This is a genomic window from Paraburkholderia sp. BR10954 (genome assembly GCF_040965775.1).
GTDB lineage: Bacteria > Pseudomonadota > Gammaproteobacteria > Burkholderiales > Burkholderiaceae > Paraburkholderia > Paraburkholderia youngii.
The window spans coordinates 1-17,088 of the sequence record NZ_JBFRCK010000061.1; the positions used below are offsets into that span (position 1 = coordinate 1).

Below are 17,088 nucleotides of genomic sequence, written 5' to 3' on the forward strand. Positions count from 1 at the left end.
AGTGCAATTGGCGGAACCAGTGTTATCTTGATAGCAATAGCAATAGCAATAGCAATAGCAATAGCAATAGCAATAGCAATAGCAATAGCAATAGCAATAGCAATAGCAATAGCAATAGCAATAGCAAGTGGCGAATGTTTACGAAAAATTGGAGCTTCTTCGACGTCCCGTCAGCCGGCGCGCGTTCAAGGCGGCATGGCGGACGGGTGACGAGATATCTAGCCGCCCGTCGTTAGCAAATTTCGCGTTTTTTGCGGCAACAGTAACGTCGACGTGGACGGGCTCGTTACCAATGCGGCCGCGACCGGCTATGTGCTCAATCGCACCGGCTCAGTGAATCTCAACGGGTACTCCAGCGGCGCGTACTGGACACACTACGGCCCAGGCGGATGGTATGTCGACGCGATCCTGCAGGGCATCTACTACGACGGTAACGCGACGACACAGTTCGCCCGGTTGCCCGTCTCGGGTTCAGGATTGGCCGCGTCGCTAGAAGTGGGCTATCCGTTCCACTTACCGCTTGGACCCGGCTTCGTGCTCGAACCCCAGGCGCAGATCATCTGGCAGCACGTAGGGCTGAGCGAGGCAAATGACGGGCTGGGTTCCGTCGATCCGGGCTCGGCGTCGGGCGTGACCGGGCGGCTCGGCGTGCGTGGGCAGTGGACCATCGAGCGCGCCAACGGACAGGTGTGGCAGCCGTACATGCGCGCCAATCTCTGGCGGGACTGAGGCGGGCGGGCCACAACGACTTACTCCGGGGCCGAGCAGGTCCCGATCACGCAGCAATTCACGCGTATGGACTTCGCCGCAGGTGTGACCGCGAAGCTCGGCCAGCGTATGAGCCTGTACGGACAGTTCGGTTACCAGTTCTCTATCAACGATTCGGTGAGCGGCAGCCGAAGAGGTGTCTGGGGCGACATTGGGGCCCACTACACTTGGTGAGGCCCGACCGATGTTGCGTTAGCCCCCGTTGAACCGGCCTGGCGATTGGACGCTGTGTGTTGTCGGTGACACGCGCGCGTAGCGCGAGGTGGGGGGCGAACAAGGTAAGCACAATTTCCTGTCATAGGCGTCCAAGGTATGTTGGCTTGGTCAAATCGCCGAAAATTGGCATATATGCCGGGCGTGCCATGTGGGTTCAGAGTTCATCCCAGATTTGCGGAAATGATTCAGAAGGTCAGGCTAGGGAGGCTAAGACTTGGGTTGCCACAAATACCCCGTTTTTTGCAGCCGGGCAAGCCAGGCTGCCCGCTTGCCATGACTCGACATCAATTGCGCTAGGCGACGCCGGAAGACGGCATCCTGCATGGCGTTTTCATACGCTGCGGCGAGATCCTGCAACTTCTGGAATGCCTGATCGTAGGCGCTGCCCGTCGTGCGTCGCAGTTGTGCATCGATGCTTGACCACGCCGTGTCTTCCTGTTCGAGAAGTGATGTGAGGTACCGTGTGCGTTCCTTGCGAAAGCGGGCCTCGGCCGCTTGGCGTGCTTCCTGCTCCTTTTTTCCACGGATGGCACGATGAGAGGCGACCCTTGATTCGATTTCGGATATTCGACGGCGCCGGGGCAAATTCAATTGCTTGGCATTCCTAGCCTTATACCATTTGAGAAAAGCGTTTCGAAGCGTTCGCTCCGCTTCACGGCTGCGCCCCTGTAGCAGCATGCGCAGTTTCGCCCGCATTTCCTCAGCCGGCAACTCACGTAACCAGGGATCAAAGCGACTGTCTTCGCTCCCACTGGATTCTGGGGCCAATAATGACGGGCTGGCCTCCGCGGCGGCGGCCAGCCAATCCGCATCCAGCATCAGAAACTCGGCCAGTGCTACCTGTGCGGGCGTCAACGCCTGTAATCCCGCAGGCACCGGCGGTTCGATTTCATCATCGTGTAGCTCATCATTCCCGAGGCGGGCAAGCCATCCAAGATAAAGCGGGCGAGCATCGCCGCCGAGCAGCTCGTCGCGTACAGGCAGCAGGCGCGTCATCCACCCCGCACCATCCATCTCCTCCGAGAAGCGGGCATGTTCGCCCGAGTCATCCTTGAACGACCAGTCGAGGAGGCACCAGTCATCGACGTCCATGGCCTCGAATGCTTTCTCGAAACGGGAACGCGTCTTTCGTCCAGCCTTGACGTAATCGCGGATGGTCGCCGCGTCAAACGTCCCGTGCGGCAGGCGAAGAATCAGGCGGCAGCTCCCCCAGTTGGAGGAGTAGACATGGGCATCGAAATATTGCTGTACCCACTCGAGCGGGTCGCCCTTGAGGTTTCCCCAGTGATATTCGTTGACGAAGCTCGAGGCGGTGATCGTGGCCCGCGTGGAGAAACTGCGCAACTCTGCCTGCTGGGTCGCCGTAAGCCGCTGGTCGACGCATGCAAACTCGTAGTATTGGTATTCGCTCATGCCAGATTCCCGTAGCGAAGCGCATGGAAGAGAAGAAGCTGAATGTGCTGGCGCGCAACCCGGCAGAGCCATGAGACTTCGGGCGAAAGCCAAAATGCTTCATGGCAAGCGCCGAAAAGCGTGCGCGTTGCCATTGTGACGTCCATTCGGCACGCGATACCGCGTTTTCAGCCCGCCGCGTCCGCGCCGCCCAGCCGTATCCGGTAGTCCACCAGGAGCTGCTGCTGTGCTTCGAGCTGCGCGGCCAGCTTCGTGAGGTCTGCGCGGAGCGAGTCGCGAGCCTCGTGTACCTGGAGCAGCTCGACTGCCCGCGCATCGGCTTTCGACTGCGCTGCGTCGTGCTCGGCCTCGGCGCGCGCCCGATCGGTGAGCGCACGATTGAGGGCGGACTGCAGCGCCTCGCCATGTGCCTGCTGATCGCGTGCGAGCCGGGTCGTGGCCGTCGCTTCTGCGACAAGCCGCGCGTTGTCCCGGTTCAACCGTGTGATCTCGTTCTGCCGGACGATGGCCGTCTGGTTCGCCTGACGTAGCTCAGCCTGCACCTGCTGGACCTGCTGCTCATGTCGGTGCGCTTCCTGTTCGCGCTGCTCGCGCGCGGCCGTGCGGAAGTGCTCAAGGGCATCGCGCGCATGCACGAGCTTGTCCTCAAGCGACAGGCGGAAGCCTTCCTGCTCGGCAAGGCGCTCCGTCTGGTCGCCTACCTGCTGGGTGAGCCGCTCGACGTCCAGGTCGCGCTGATGCAACGCCACGCGAGTCCCGGCGTGCGCCTCTTGCTCCGCGCAAAGGGCGGCAGTCGCGCCGGAGAGTTGCTCTCGCACCGTGGCCAGCTCAGCGCCGAGCCTTGCGATTTCGGACTGCGCCTGCTGGCGCTGCGCGGCCGCAGCGGCGGCCTGCTGGTCGACGAGGGCTTGTGCTTCTTCATGCAGGCGGGCCGCGAGCCGGGCCACCAGATCCTGGATCGTGTCCGAGAGCGACCCGGCGCGTGTGAGTGACGCGCCCTCATCTTCCTCCAGTTCCTTCAGGAACCGGTGGATCGTGGTTTTCGAGCCCGTGTTGCCGAGCGATACGTATCGCGTCGATCGATGTGTGCTGCCCCTGCGCGAGCAACGCCTCGCGGGCGCGCTTTACGTCCATGCGCGTAAGACCGGTGCGGGCCATCTGCTTCCTCGCTCGAATATCGTACTGTATTACGTACCATGTATATACGTATCAACGCATATGGTCAAGAGCAGCCTGATGCAGGCGCCACTGGCCTGCGATAAAGGAGGATTATCGAATGTGAGAACCGAAAAATGGCCGCCGGCCGCCGGAAACGGTACGGAATACCGATTCGCTGCCCGGTTTCAGGCCAGCTGGAGCTGGACATCTTCTCCAGGCGTGCGGACCTGGTAACCCATCGCCCGGTAGCCCCGCTGGCGTTTCTCCCACATGCGCAGCAGCACCGGATGGCCGCCATCCACGTAATCGAGCACCCGCACGCCAGTCTTGCCTGCATGCTCGCGGTGCAGCCGGCCGGCGTACTGCTGCAGCGTGCCCTTCCAGGCGACCGGCATGCCCAGTACCAGCGTGTCCAGCGCCGGGTGGTCGAAGCCTTCCCCGACCAGGCGGCCGGTTGCGAGCACGACGCGGGGCGTGTCGCCGGGCAGCGCGTCAAGGGCCGCCAATTGGGTGGCGCGCGCTTTTCTGCCGAGCCGTCCGTGCAGCACGAACAGCGAGGGCACCGTGTCTTGCAGCATCTGCTGCAGGCTTTCGAGATGGTCGGTCCGCTCGGTGAGTACCAGCACGTTCCGCCCCTGCCCGTACTGTTCACGTACAGCCACCGCGATCATCTGCGTGCGCGGTGTGTCCTGCGCGAGCTGTGCGAACACCGCCTGGATTGGCGCGTCGGCCGCGACGTCCACCGCGGAGGTGAGCCTTTGCGGGAAGACCTCAAGCACCTGCGGCGCAGCGGTGGGCGATTTCGCCGCATGCCGGATCGGTCCGCACAGCATGAACATCACCGGTTGCTGGCTGTCGCGTCGCACCGGCGTCGCCGTCAGGCCGAGCACGTAGCGTGCATTGACGCCCTTGAGCACGGCCTCGAAGGAATCCGCGGAGACGTGATGACATTCATCGACGATGACATGGCCGTAACGCCGCAACAACTCGCCGCGGGCACCATCGGGTTGCCACGGATTGCAGCATCGCGACATCGATCCGGCCCGTCGCCTTCGACTTGCCGCCGCCGATCGTGCCGATCTCGCGCGCGTCGAGTGCGAGAAACGACTGCAGACGCTCGCGCCACTGGTCAAGCAGCTCCCTGCGGTGCACAAGCACGAGCGTGTTGACGCCACGCTGCGCGATCATCGCGGCCGCCGTCACGGTCTTGCGCGAACGCCGTCGGCGCATGCAGGATGGCGGTGTCGTGTCGCAGCAGGTCGGTAACGGCCGCCTGCTGGTCATCGCGCAACGTGCCGGCAAACGGAACTGCAAGCGGCTCGCCGGTGCAGCGCTCGTCGCGGACGTCGCAGGCGATGTCGTTATCGCGCAGTAGCGTCATGACGTCGTCAAGGCATCCGCGCGGCAATGCAATGTGGCGCGGGCAGTTCTCGGCGCGCCCAATGATGCGTGGCTTGTCCCATACGCTGAAGCCGCGCGCCTGGGCCCGGTAGAACTCCGGATTCTGGAAGGCGGCCAGCCGGATGAGCCGGTTGAGCAGTGCCTGCGGAAGCTGCGCCTTTTCAAGATAGAGCTGGTTCGCGAGCGTCAGTGTGAGCGACGCCGGCATCGTTCCGGCCAGCCGCTTCGGCTGCGCGGGCGGTGGCTTCCACGGTTCGGCCTGGTCCTCTTCGGCGATGAACGCAACGTCGAGCGGGTGCGCACCGCCCGTGACGCGAAAGATCAGCCCCTCGATGTCGCGGCTGTCCATGGTTTGCACGGACGCGAGATACGACCACTGGTCAGCGTACGGCTGAAAGCCGTCATCGACAAACACGCTCCAGCCATGCTCGCGTGGCTGCTTCTGCAGTGGCAGGGCAATGAGGTTACCGAAGCCGCCTTTGGGCAGCACATCCTGGTTCGGGAAGAGCCGGTCGTAGGACGTCAGTTCGAGCTGACGGGTCCGGGTACAGGTGTGGCTGATGATGGCTGAGCCCATCCGTCGCGCGTCACGTGCAGCAACGGCCGACGAGAAGAAGATCCACGCGTGAGCGCCATTGCCTGAACGCGAGATTTCGAGCGATACGGGCACGTCCATCTCGAGGCAGGATTGCCGGAACGCCTGCGCATCTTCACGCCAGCCTTCCTCGTCGAAGTCGACAGCGAGCAGGTAGCAGGTGCCGTCCGGCATCAGCGGATAGAGGCCCACTGTGCGATCGCCGGCCAGGTGCGTATAGACGACCTGGTCGTCCAGCGTCAGCAGTACCCGATTCCCGCAGTCGGCGCACCGGATGCGGGGCTTTTCGCAGATCCCGGCGCGCCATTCGTTGGCGCACGCCGGCGCGTAGCCGGATTTTCCGGAATTACGGCCTTCCCAGCGTAGCGGATAGACATCCGTGCGGCCGCGAAACAGCCGCCGGAAGAGCTGTACCTTCTGCTCGGGCGAAAGTACGGGGGCGCCCGTGTTTCGCACTGCTGGCGATGGTTCGTTCCGGGTCACCCGCACGGGCTTTGCCTGCGCCGGCGGCGTTGCCGGCAGCAAGGCGGTGAGCCGCGCGATTTCGGCCTGCAGGCGGGTGAGCTCCGCGAGCAGCTCCTCGCGAGTGAAATTTTCCCAGTCTGCCTGTACCAGCTTGCCTTCGTTCATCGCTTCACCGGCCGAAACCCTGGCTCCCATCGAGCACGCCGGCTGGCGCACACGTTCGTTGTTGCATATCATCGTCTATATGAACGCGTCCCGTTTGCAACAGCTTTCGTGAGTTTCAGACAGACAAGGATGGGTTGCATCTCTATATCCGGGCTTGTTGCAGACGATACTGCCGTCGCGGCCCCCTATGAAATCCGCTGACCCACGCCTCATTCTCCTAGCGAGCTCAAGGCTCTCGATGATATTCAGGTTTCGTGAGTCCCGGTCCTACCAGGCCTGTCATCACACTCGATTGCTGCGCAACCTTTCGACGCTCATCCCTGTGTTAAACGTTGAACTGCTACATGGCGCGGGTCGCTCAAACAGGTTTCGCGCTCACATATCCCCTTTGGTACGGCCGGTCATGGGCTAGCACCGCCCAGATCGTCCGCGCCATCTTGTTGGCTAGCGCGACGATCACCACATTCTTCGGCCTGCGCTTCTGCATCTGCTCGATCCACCGGCCGGGCTCCTTCGCATGCGTCAATACTGCTCGTGCGCCGTGAATTAGCAGTGTGCGTAGATAGGTATCGCCGCGCTTCGATATACCGTGCAGGTTCACCTTGCCGCCGGAGCCTGTCTGCTTCGGTACAAGACCGGCCCATGCCGCAAACTCGCGGCCAGACCGGAATGCCTTCGCATCACCCATCATCGCCACGGCTGCGGTTGCCGTGAGCAGTCCGACTCCAGGAATCTCGCTGATCGCCTTCACCGCCTTGTCTTCCTTTTTCCACTCGCGCATGCGCCGCTCGATCTCTGCAATCTGCTCGTCCAGCTTTGCCAAGCCGCTCTACTGTTCGCGAAATGTATCGATCAATGAAGCAGGCAGACGCTCAGCAATCCGCTCAAACACGGCGGGTATTTCCTTGTCCAGCTTGTCCCGACTCTTGCTCATGACTTCGCCGTATTCCGTCAGCAATCCTCTTAGTCCGTTGCTCTGCATCGTGCGAAACTTGATCAATTGCTGCCGCATCCGGTGCAGTGCCAGCATGGCCTGCTGCATCTCGGTCTTCACCGCCACCGGCTTGCCGGGTTGTTGCACAGCCAGCCAGATCGCCCTGGCATCCGCCGCATCATTCTTATTCCTGATGTTGAACGCCTTCACGAACTCCGCCGCCATCAGCTTTACCTGATGGCCCATCTTTGTCAGTTGCCGGGCCCAGTGGTGCGCTCCGCCGCACGCTTCCATCCCGATCACGCACGGCGCACGGTTCGCGAAGAATTCGAGAAACTTCGCCCGCTTGACCGGCTTGTTCACGATCTCGCCGGTTTCCTGATCGACGTAATGCACCTGAAACACCGACTTCGCGATATCGACGCCGACTGCCGTACCATTGATCACTGGATCCTCCGGTTGCCTTGGAACTTCGCATTTTCCACCTTGGGCACATCGATGCCGTTGGCCCGTGAGGATCCTCCTTCCTTTGCTCACTCGGTAACGGGGTGGGACGCGTTCATTTCATTCTCCGATACAGATCACCTGATTTTACCCACGAGCCATGTCTGCCATCGATCGCTACGTCGAAGCCGCGACGCGCGAAAACACCCGGCGCAGTTACCAGTCGGCGCTTCGGCATTTCGAGGTTGAATGGGGCGGCTTTCTGCCCGCGAGCGCTGAGATGATTGCGCGGTACCTTGCCGATCACGCAGAAACCCTGTCGGTCAATACCCTGCGCTCGCGGCTTGCAGCGCTCGCGCAATGGCATCAGACGCAGGGTTTTCCGGATCCGACGAAGGCCCCACATGTGCGCAAGGTTCTCAGGGGTATCGTCGCGCTGCATCCCGCAAGCGAGAAGCGGGCGAAGCCCATGCAACTCGCACAGCTCGAAAAGCTCACGGCCTGGCTCGATCAGCAGATCACCAGGGAAGCCGACGGGCACGAGCGACTCCCGTGCATTCGCAACCGGGCGCTGGTGCTGCTGGGTTTCTGGCGCGGGTTTCGCTCGGACGAACTCAGTCGGCTGCAGATCGAGCACGTAGCCGTTGAGGCGGGCCGCGGCATGACGCTGTACCTGCCCCGCACGAAAGGCGACCGCGCAGCTGGGCACGACCTTCAAGGCCCCGGCGCTTTCACGCCTGTGTCCGGTGGCGGCCTGCGAGGCGTGGATTGCGGCGTCCGGCCTGACGGAAGGACCCGTATTCCGGAGCATAGACCGCTGGGGAAACATCAGCGACGAGGGACTGCATGCAGGCAGCTTCGTGCCGCTGTTGCGTGTGCTTTTCCATGCAGCAGGCCTGGCCGCGCCGGACAGCTACAGCAGCCATTCGCTACGGCGGGGCTTCGCAACGTGGGCCAGCTCGAACGGCTGGGATCTGAAGATGCTGATGCAGTACGTTGGCTGGAAAGACGTGCGTTCCGCGATGCGCTACATCGATGCCGCCGATCCGTTCGCGCAACACCGCATCGAATCGGCACTCGCAACACCAGGTACGACCGTGCAGGAGCTACCCGTCATCGCATTGCCTGCGCCATAACCGCTGGATCGAGGCGTTACTCCATATCCCGTAACGGATACGTACCGGGCGAGATTCGCTGCAAGCTCAATCGCGATCCGGATCAGCCAGATCTTCATGGCGGAGCGCTTCGAGCGGGCGCAGTACATCGCGGATCGATAAAAGTCCGGCGACATAGTGATCGATCTGGTCAAGCACGTCCTCGATCTGCTTGACAATCGACGCGTCCCGGGTTGTTGCCGCGAAGTTCGCGCCGTTGACGAGTGCATGCACGATGCCATGCAGGCGCAACAGATCGTCCCGCAGGCCTTCCGGATCGTCAAGGCCTGTGCGCAGTTCGTCGAGCGCATCTACCGCATCGAGCACCCGCGTCGTGTCATAGCGCGACTGCAGTCCCTCCAGTGCGGCGGCATCAACTTCACCGTACGGGTGGTGGTCACCGCGGCTCTCGCACTCATCCAGCGTTACCTCATTTCGTCGTGAGGCCGGGCCGCCCGGCCAAACAGGGCATCGTTGATCCAGCTTTCGGGCGGACGTTCCAGATGCAGCCGGTAGCGCCCGAAGCGGCGAATGTTGTGCGTCGCATACGGGCTCACGAATTCGATGTCCTCGATGCGGACCTTCTCGCCCTCGGTCACCATGTCGCGCAGGGCCCGCATCATGTCCACCGTGTTCTGCAGGATCACGGCCGATGCAATGAGATCATTGTAGCGTAGCCGTTTTTGTTGCTCTTCCGGCTCATTCTCCGCGATCACATCGCCGCCGAACGACAGCCATTTCGCGAAGCCGTTGTACGACTCTATCTTGTTGGTGCTTGCAGTCACGTCCTGGCGCAGTTCCCGGCTGCCGATCCATTCAAGGAGAAAGACCGTCCGCACGACATTGCCGAGTTCGCGTGCGGCGAGATACAGGCGGTTCTTGCGGCTCTCCGACCCAAGGCGGCGCAGCAGCAACGGTGAAGAGATCGTGCCCGCCTGGATCGACACCGCCACCTGCATGAGCTCCTGCCAGTGCCGTTCGATCAGCACCCAGTCGATGGTCGCCGTGAAAAGCCCGTCGATATGCCTGTACTTCGCATCGCTGTGCGGGCGGTACAGCACGAGGTCTTTCCAGTTGCGGATTCATCAGCTTGATGCCGAGCAGATGGGTGAACGCAAACACGGCGGCCGATTGTCCCTGCGTATCCGCATGCACGGTGTCGGCCTTGACGGACAGGCCGGCCTTGAGCAGCCCTTCGATTACATAGATCGCTTCCCAGACGCCCGGCGGGATGAAATGCCGGAATACCGCGATATAGTTGTCGGCGACGTGGCGGTAGGCGACCGCACCCATTTTCCGGTATCGGAAGTGATAGCCGGCCAGCCGGTTGTTGTCGTAGAAGTCGTACTGCGTGCCGTCGGCCGCTACCGTCTTGCCGTCGCCCCAGTGCTTTGGCAGATCGAGTCGCAGGTATAGCTCGATCAACTCGCGCTGCGCGGCCTCGAGCCTGTCCAGATTCATATGCCGACGGTTCACGAATGACAGCATGTGCGCCGTCACGTCGGTATCGAGATGCCGTGCCGCCTGGGTCGTGCCCAGGTTGCAGCCCATCGCGAAGATCGTCAGCAAATACCGCTCGGCCGCCTTGCGTATCTGCGGATCGATCCCGGACAATGGTCCAAAGTGCCGGGTAAAATGTGTCCAGTGCTCGATGTTCGCGAGAATGTCGAGCACATTGCGGGTCGGCAGACGCGCATTGATCCGCTCCTGCAGGGCGATCGCAGTGGCTGGAATTTCCCTAGCGATTGTCTTGCGCAGGATTGGCTCACCTTTCTGGTCGATCGTGACATGTTCGCGCTTGCGCGGATACTCGTCGTCAAGCTTGTGCGCTGCGTCAGTCAACCACTGACGCAGTTGGGTAACGAATTCGCTGCCCGTTTCCGGCAGGCCGACTTTCGCGCAGTAGTCGGGCAACTGCTGCTCACAGTGTCACCACGGCAGCAGGTGGTCGCGATAGTCGGCGTAGGCATCGGACCCGGACACGCACAGATCGCCGACGCGCAGTTCCTCAGCCATGTACGAGAACACGCACAGCTCAAGATAGCGCCGGTTGGTCGGCGCCCCTTCAACATGGGAGCGCCGCACAAGCTTGCGCCAGCGCGCCGCGGCGAAACTCAGGTCCACATCGGCATCGATCCATTCGCGGTGTAACGTTTCGTTCTCCAGCACGACACCGAGCGCATCGAGGAGCGTGCGTACCTGGCTCGTGGAATCCCATTCGAGCGTGCGGGCGAGACGCATGAGGACCGAACGGTGCGCCCGGAAATGCTTCCAGAGCAGCGGCAGGTGATTGCGGCCGCTGAACGCGCGGATCTCGGCACAGCTCTCACGCAGCGGTTCGAGGTCGCCTTTCGGTGCAAGCCATTTTCGTATGGACTGCGCGATCGTCCTTTCGTCGGACTCGTCAGAAAGAATGTCGACGACGCCATCGAGCAGGACCATGAGATCCTCGACCTTGTCACGCTGCCTGCGCTGAACGATCTCCAGTTCGTCGCTCGCGCGCGATTGTGGATCGCACCCATACGACGCACGAACATGCACGCGCATGCGATTAAGCAGCGCCACGATCAATGTGTAGCGTTTCTCGGGAAGGGTGTCTTTCCGGAGGGCGGACGCGTCGAGTGCCATCGCCTGCATGGCCAGTGAGCGCAGCTTTGATGCCGGGACGCCGGCGAGCGCAATCGTGAAGTCCCCGATCTCGTCGAGCCAGGTGATCTGATCAATCAACAGGTCCAGGTGCTGCCGCGATGGCCGCCTCGTGTGGCGCTTGATGCGATTGTAGGCGGTCTGCCGGCTCGACAGGTCGCGGGCCAGCAGACGGTCCAGATTATTCTTCTGTTCATCGGTCAGGCGTCGAGCGACCCGCCGGAAAAGCCGCGCCTGGGTCTTTGCATGGATCTGCTCGGTAATCCGATCCAGCGTCAAGAAAGCCGGTAGTTCGATATCCTGCGCGATCAGTTCATCGATCGTGGCATTGATAATGTCGACCGGCTGGTCCATGGACAGCGCAGCCGTATGTGCGGCGCGCGTCGCGATCGTGCCCGCGTCGGTGCCGTAGTACGGCTTGACACCGAGGTGCTCGCGAACTGCGGCGTAATGCCGGAACAGCGTGGGCGATGCCTGCGTGTCATAACCGGAGCGTACTGCGGGACCGATATTTGCCGCCGCGCGCACGTGTTCGACGACGGCCGCCGGGACGCTGTCGAGCGACGGGAAATGATGCATCTGCTGGAAGACTTTCAGGAGCACCAGCAGACCCAGCCGGGGCGCTGGCCCCGGGACGACCGTCGCGCCCATTCCAGTTCATCGGGTAGGGCGTGTAGCAGGGTTGCAGGTCCCGCGTGGCAAGGACCTTGGGAAAGCGCGGATAGGCAGTACGTTCGATGGTGGCCATGCGAGTCGTCCTCATCGCAGCGGGCCGCTCAGATTAGCCGAAGAAAATCGGTCGTTACCAGGTCAGTTCGAAATGATTCCGCGCGTCTTTATAACCCCAAAGCTTATGATAGGAATTTACGCTTACCTTGCCGCTTCCCTAGGGTGAGCGCTTTCACCGGTCCAGCGCATAGAGGATCGCTCGACTCGTCTCCAGCGTCGTTGCGAGCCACGCCTGGAATTGATCGAGTAGCGGCCGCGCATGCTCCTGGCGATGCGCACGGCGCTCGTCGGGCGGCTTGCCCCTGATCGTCCCCTCAATTCTGTAGAGCGTGCCGATACGCTCGAGCGCTTCGGTGTTCAACGCATTGGGGCGCGCTGCGTGCAATTCATAGAATTGTCGTCGAGCGCGCGCCCAGCAAGCTGCCTCCGTGACGCGGCCGGTTTGGTAGATGGCCCGGTAGCCACCGTATGCGTCGGCTTGCAGTGTGCCGTTGAACGACTCGAGGTGCTGCTGCGGATGGATGCCCTTGCGATCCGGCGTATAGGCGAACCACACCGCCGGTGGCGTCATGTCGGCCGATGCACGATCATCGCGCACGTACACCCACAGGCGGCCGGTCTTCGTCTTGCCGTTGTCCGGTGCAAGCACTGGAACCGGTGTGTCGTCGGCGTGCAGTTTCGTCGCCGACATCACGTGACGACGTAGTGTTTCAACGAGCGGCTGCAGCAGCGTCGCCGCGTGACCGACCCACTTCGCAAGCAGCGAGCGATCAAGCTCGACGCCTTCTCGTGCGTACGTGATCGATTGCGGGTAAAGCGGTACGTGGTCTGCGAACTTCGAGACCAGCACATGTGCGAGCAGCCCTGGGCCGGCGAGACCGCGTTCGATGGGACGGCTCGGTGCAGGTGCCTGAGAGATGTGATCGCAACACACGCACGCAAACTTCGGGCGCACATGACGGATGACCCGGAAGCTGGCCGGTACGTACTCAAGCTGTTCTGCGACATCTTCGCCTAGCGACTTCATCCGGCCACCGCACTCCGAGCACTTCCCGGCAGATTCGGGCAAGTGCATTTGGACATCGCGAGGCAGATGTTCTGGCAGTGGCTTGCGCGGTGCCTGTTCCACAGCCGTGCGGGGCGCCTTCGGGATTTCGACTGGCGCCGCCCCTTTGTCGGCCTCAAGCTCTTCGAGGCGCAGCTCGAGTTGCTCGATCTGATGGTCCAGCTTCTCCGCCTTGCGACCGAACTGCATACGGCGCAGCTTGGCAATGAGCAGCTTCAGGTGTTCGACCTCGGCTGTGCTCGAGGCCAGCGCGGCTTGTTGCGAGTCGACCGTTTCCTGCAGTTTGAACACCTGCGCGTCGCGCTCGCGCAGCGCCACCTCCTGGCTGAGCAGCATCGCCTTCAGCGTTTCGACATCGTCGGGAAGTGGGCTCGCGCGCGTCATGCGGGCAGTTTGCGCGCCGGCAACGGCCTTTACAACGCTGAGGTCGGTCGTGCCGTTCTCGTCCGTTGCCGCCAGTCGATTCCTTCCAGCAGCATCGACGGTTGCGCCGGGCTCAGGCAGATAACGCCACCGTCGGCTTGAGGCGCATACGAAGCGCCCCTTCTCGAGTCGCCTCATCAGCAGGCACATGCCATCGCCACTCCACCACAGCACTTTGAGCAGGTCGCCAAGCCGCACGACATTCAACATAACGATCGCAAGTGGTGTTGATCGCATACCGCTGGCATCCCGCCTACGGCCAGGAACACAGGCTGGTCCGCCGTACGGGGCGCCGTGGGAATCAGATGGTTCACCTCGACGTTCCGCAACATATCTCCCGCGAACTGCCAGCCTGGATGCTCGATGCGTCGATATGCGCGGCAATGACGCTCGGCGCGCCGCAAGTAAGCGCTGAAGCGCTGGCCTTCCTGTACCGCGTCCTGTCTGATCGGAAACGCCACTCCGCCGCAGGAGGATCATCGAAACCTCTGTCAACGGAGGGCCATTCCGATGAGACGACTGCAAAGAGACCCCGGCTTACAACTTCCGCTGGACCTGCACCGAGACCCCACCTTCAACGCAGCCATAGTGGGGAATCAGCGGCACGAAGTGATCGACGCGCTCGCGGCACTTCTGCTGGAAGCACTGGGCAAGCCGGTGAACACACCCGACCGGGGAGGTCGTGTTGAGCCAGAAGATCTCCGCTGAACATCTCTGCCGAGGCGCGGTGGTTTACGTCCGGCAGTCAACCATGAGCCAGGTAGTGGAGGACACTGAGAGCCAGAATCGTCAGTACGCGCTCGCCGAATCGGCACGAGCCATGGGCTTTGCTTCAGTGACGACGATCGGCGACGACCTTGGACGTTCGGGTTCCGGCAGTATCGAACGTCCCGGGTTCCAGAAGCTGGTCGCGTCAGTGTGTGCAGGATCCGTTGGCGCTGTGTTCTGTCTCGAGGCTTCACGACTTGCGCGCAACGGTCGCGATTGGCACCATCTCAATGATCTTTGCGCGCTGGTCAGCACGGTCGCGGTTGATCACGACGGTATTTATGCCCCCAGGCTGGTCAACGACCGACTCCTGCTCGGACTCAAAGGCACGATGTCGGAGTACGAACTCAGTCTGCTGCGGCAGCGTGGCATCGCCGCGCGTGATTCAAAGGCCCGGCGTGGCGAATTGCGCTTTGCGCTGCCCCCGGGCTGCTGCTGGAACAAACTTGGGCAGATCGAGATGGATCCAGATGAACGGGTTGCCGAGTTCATCCGGGTGCTCTTCCGTAAGTTCCGTGAACTCGGCAGTGCCCGGCAGGTGCTGCTATGGGCCATACAATCCAATGTCAAGCTGCCTGCAACGCGGCACGGCCCTGCTGGCATCCGGATCGAATGGGAGCCGGCCTGCATATCACACGGTCGTGCAGATGCGGGAACATCCGGTTTATGCTGGGGCGTATGTGTTTGGAAGGACGACGCAACGCACTGCCGTCGTCGACGGACGGGCTCGTAAGACCGAGGGCCACTCGAAGCCGATGAAGGACTGGAGCGTCCTGTTGCGAGACCACCATCCGGGCTATATCACGTGGGATCAGTTCGAGGAGCATCAAAGGATGATTGCCGAGAACACACACATGAAGAAGCGGGCTTCCCGCCGATCTGCTCGTGGCGGGCGGGCATTGTTGACTGGCCTGGCGCGATGTGGCCGATGCGGTCGAAGGATGCGAGTGAACTACGGCATGAGAGCCGGTCACGCGCATCGCTATTACTGCCGCCGCGACGAGGCACATGTCGGAGCGATTCTCTGCATTGGAATCGGTGGAGTACGTGTCGACAAAGCAGTGGCGGCGGCAATTATCGAAGCAGTTTCGGAACATGCGGTGGAAGCGGCCATTCGCGCTACAGAGCAAACATCGCGCGCAGATGACGATGTGCGTCGCGCGTTGGCCTGTGAGCTCGGGGAAGCACGCTACGATGCAGCTGTTGCTGCGCGCCGGTATGAGGTCGTCGATCCGACGAAGCGGTTGGTTGCACGTGAGCTTGAAGCACGCTGGAATGCGGCCCTTGAACGTGTCGCTCACCTTGAAGAGCGCGCAGCGCTTCTGGACCGCGAGGTCGCAAGCCGGCCGGCGATCGACCAGGCACAGCTGATGACGCTCGCGCACGATCTCCCAGCGGCGTGGAATGCGCCGGGCACCGACATGCGAACGAAGCAGCGCTGACCCGTATTCTCATTCAGGAAGTCGTGATTGATCTAGACGACAGCACGAATGAAGCGATCGCCACGGTTCATTTGGACGGGGGGGGGGGCGGCACACGGAGCTGCGAGTCGCACGCGTGAATGTTGGTCGATATCCATCCAGTCAACACTTCAGCGCTGTTGAGGTCATGCGCAAGCTTGGTGGGCAGTGGCCAGACAGGGAGCTTGCGGTTACCATGAACCGCATGCGACGCAAATCGCCAGACGGAAAGACCTAGACCACGGTTCGTGTTACCGAACTGCGTGAACGGCTGGGCATTGCGCCATTCGATCCGATGGCATCACATGCGGAGACGATCTGCGTGGAAGAGGCCTCACGGACTGGGAATTTCCGGGAGCTCGATTCACCGTCTGATACGTGAGGGAATACTGCCTGCGACCCAACTCATGCCCTCCGCGCCCTGGCAGGTCCCTGTTGCTGCGCTCGATTCCGAAGCCGTCAGGGAAGGTGTACGGGCCATCAAGGAACGGCGGCCGCCTCACTTCAAGACTCAACAGGAAGCAGAGAAGTCACTCAAGCTGCCGGGCTTCTAAACAAAGGATGCACTATGTCACGAGACTCCCGCGTTTGCCGCGGAACACGAAGACGTGCCCGCAGAACGGATCCCGTTCAAGCACGGTCTGCACCTTGGCGGCGAGACTGTTGAATCCGGCCTGCATGTCGGTCACGCTGGCAGCCAGCCACACACGCGTGCCGGCAGGAAGACCGATCACGTCTCAGCCTCCGCAGCGGGCACGCAACGTACGCAACACAACACGCAGGGTGGCTGCGTCGGGCGTGCCCTCAATGCGCACGCGTGCGATGCCGACGCAAATCTCGATCGCACCCGCGACGACCGGCTGGGCATTGCTCTGCGACTGAACAGGCAACGCAACCGCGCTCTCTAGCGTGTGTTCCTCATGCGCCACTTCTACGGGCAGCAGTGGCGCCGGCTCATACTGACCCGCTTGATAAGCGCGATGCCATTTGAACAACAGGTTCGTATTGAGCCCGTGTTCCAAAGTCAGTCGTGTGACCGAGACACCCGGTTCACACGCCAGCTTTGCGAGCCCTCGTCGAAACTCGATGGGTGTTTGGGGGCGCCTTTACGCGTCCGTTGGCTGCTGTTGCTATCTCAGGTGACAAAGTAATCTCCTGAGATTGACCCGCAAAAACGGACATCTATCCTTTGGAGAAGGAGGTGCCGATTATGGCCAAGCATCGTACCCCGTACCCGGCGGAATTTCGGGCGCAACTGGTCGAGCTGGTGAAGGCCGGACGCA

At 61.9% G+C, this 17,088-nt stretch carries 15 protein-coding genes and 5 pseudogenes; 7 read left to right on the plus strand and 13 right to left on the minus strand.

Annotated features, from left to right (window positions below):
- Both AB4Y34_RS38215 and AB4Y34_RS38220 read left to right on the plus strand, forming a co-directional pair.
- The coding region (locus AB4Y34_RS38215) for a hypothetical protein (protein WP_368718958.1) at positions 1 to 210 on the plus strand (210 nt) is incomplete at its 5' end.
- A gap of 63 nt (positions 211 to 273) precedes the next feature.
- On the plus strand, positions 274 to 729 hold the full coding sequence (locus tag AB4Y34_RS38220; RefSeq protein ID WP_368718959.1) for an autotransporter domain-containing protein: 456 nt from the start codon (positions 274 to 276) through the stop codon (positions 727 to 729).
- 462 nt (positions 730 to 1,191) lie between these two features.
- Here the strand turns inward: AB4Y34_RS38220 and AB4Y34_RS38225 are convergent, their stop codons facing one another.
- The 7 genes and pseudogenes from AB4Y34_RS38225 to AB4Y34_RS38255 form a co-directional block, all read right to left on the minus strand.
- A complete protein-coding gene (locus AB4Y34_RS38225) occupies positions 1,192 to 2,397 on the minus strand; it encodes a hypothetical protein (RefSeq protein WP_368718960.1) in 1,206 nt (401 codons plus the stop codon).
- 167 nt (positions 2,398 to 2,564) lie between these two features.
- Positions 2,565 to 3,431, minus strand: coding sequence for a DNA-binding protein (locus AB4Y34_RS38230; protein ID WP_368718966.1), 867 nt, complete (start codon positions 3,429 to 3,431; stop codon positions 2,565 to 2,567).
- Between the two features lie 309 nt (positions 3,432 to 3,740).
- The gene (locus AB4Y34_RS38235; protein WP_368718961.1) at positions 3,741 to 4,541 is read right to left on the minus strand and encodes a DEAD/DEAH box helicase; all 801 of its coding nucleotides are present in this window, start codon (positions 4,539 to 4,541) and stop codon (positions 3,741 to 3,743) included.
- A complete protein-coding gene (locus AB4Y34_RS38240) occupies positions 4,507 to 4,785 on the minus strand; it encodes a DEAD/DEAH box helicase family protein (RefSeq protein WP_368718962.1) in 279 nt (92 codons plus the stop codon). Before AB4Y34_RS38240 ends, AB4Y34_RS38235 begins: the two co-directional genes overlap by 35 nt.
- Positions 4,685 to 6,181, minus strand: coding sequence for a DNA primase small subunit domain-containing protein (locus AB4Y34_RS38245; protein ID WP_368718963.1), 1,497 nt, complete (start codon positions 6,179 to 6,181; stop codon positions 4,685 to 4,687). Before AB4Y34_RS38245 ends, AB4Y34_RS38240 begins: the two co-directional genes overlap by 101 nt.
- Before the next feature lie 358 nt (positions 6,182 to 6,539).
- Positions 6,540 to 7,559 (minus strand): annotated as a pseudogene (locus AB4Y34_RS38250) (IS110 family transposase).
- Between the two features lie 115 nt (positions 7,560 to 7,674).
- Positions 7,675 to 8,277 (minus strand): hypothetical protein, encoded by a 603-nt coding sequence (locus AB4Y34_RS38255; protein ID WP_255215286.1) that lies wholly within the window; start codon positions 8,275 to 8,277, stop codon positions 7,675 to 7,677.
- A 142-nt stretch (positions 8,278 to 8,419) separates the two neighbouring features.
- On the opposite strand from AB4Y34_RS38255, the gene AB4Y34_RS38260 reads away from it, so the two are divergent.
- The gene (locus AB4Y34_RS38260) at positions 8,420 to 8,695 is read left to right on the plus strand and encodes a tyrosine-type recombinase/integrase (protein ID WP_368718964.1); all 276 of its coding nucleotides are present in this window, start codon (positions 8,420 to 8,422) and stop codon (positions 8,693 to 8,695) included.
- 66 nt (positions 8,696 to 8,761) lie between these two features.
- Here the strand turns inward: AB4Y34_RS38260 and tnpC are convergent, their stop codons facing one another.
- From tnpC to tnpB (AB4Y34_RS38280), 4 genes and pseudogenes are all read right to left on the minus strand, one after another.
- Positions 8,762 to 9,196 carry a Tn3 family transposase post-transcriptional regulator TnpC gene (gene tnpC / locus AB4Y34_RS38265; protein WP_368718967.1) on the minus strand — a complete coding sequence of 145 codons (435 nt, stop codon included), beginning with the start codon at positions 9,194 to 9,196 and terminating at the stop codon, positions 8,762 to 8,764.
- Positions 9,139 to 12,107: pseudogene (locus tag AB4Y34_RS38270) on the minus strand (Tn3 family transposase). Before AB4Y34_RS38270 ends, tnpC begins: the two are co-directional and overlap by 58 nt.
- 156 nt (positions 12,108 to 12,263) lie before the next feature.
- A pseudogene (locus AB4Y34_RS38275) lies at positions 12,264 to 13,538 on the minus strand (IS66 family transposase); the annotation flags it as partial.
- 150 nt (positions 13,539 to 13,688) lie between these two features.
- Positions 13,689 to 14,057 (minus strand): annotated as a pseudogene (tnpB, locus tag AB4Y34_RS38280) (IS66 family insertion sequence element accessory protein TnpB); the annotation flags it as partial.
- Positions 14,058 to 14,087: 30 nt separating this feature from the next.
- On the opposite strand from tnpB (AB4Y34_RS38280), the gene AB4Y34_RS38285 reads away from it, so the two are divergent.
- The 4 genes and pseudogenes from AB4Y34_RS38285 to AB4Y34_RS38300 all read left to right on the plus strand — a co-directional run bounded on the left by AB4Y34_RS38285 (position 14,088) and on the right by AB4Y34_RS38300 (position 15,787).
- Positions 14,088 to 14,285, plus strand: a complete 198-nt coding sequence (locus AB4Y34_RS38285) for a hypothetical protein (protein WP_176369659.1) — start codon at positions 14,088 to 14,090, stop codon at positions 14,283 to 14,285.
- The gene (locus AB4Y34_RS38290) at positions 14,263 to 15,078 is read left to right on the plus strand and encodes a recombinase family protein (protein ID WP_368718965.1); all 816 of its coding nucleotides are present in this window, start codon (positions 14,263 to 14,265) and stop codon (positions 15,076 to 15,078) included. Before AB4Y34_RS38285 ends, AB4Y34_RS38290 begins: the two co-directional genes overlap by 23 nt.
- Positions 15,026 to 15,133, plus strand: a pseudogene (locus AB4Y34_RS38295) (hypothetical protein); the annotation flags it as partial. The gene AB4Y34_RS38290 and the pseudogene AB4Y34_RS38295, both read left to right, overlap by 53 nt.
- 159 nt (positions 15,134 to 15,292) lie before the next feature.
- Positions 15,293 to 15,787 (plus strand): hypothetical protein, encoded by a 495-nt coding sequence (locus tag AB4Y34_RS38300; protein WP_309235184.1) that lies wholly within the window; start codon positions 15,293 to 15,295, stop codon positions 15,785 to 15,787.
- 584 nt (positions 15,788 to 16,371) lie between these two features.
- On the opposite strand, the gene tnpB (AB4Y34_RS38305) is transcribed toward AB4Y34_RS38300, so the two are convergent.
- A complete protein-coding gene (tnpB, locus tag AB4Y34_RS38305) occupies positions 16,372 to 16,539 on the minus strand; it encodes an IS66 family insertion sequence element accessory protein TnpB (RefSeq protein WP_176369658.1) in 168 nt (55 codons plus the stop codon).
- A 3-nt stretch (positions 16,540 to 16,542) separates the two neighbouring features.
- Complete coding sequence (locus AB4Y34_RS38310; protein ID WP_368718968.1) at positions 16,543 to 16,893, minus strand: transposase; 351 nt, start codon at positions 16,891 to 16,893, stop codon at positions 16,543 to 16,545.
- Positions 16,894 to 17,088: the final 195 nt, after the last annotated feature.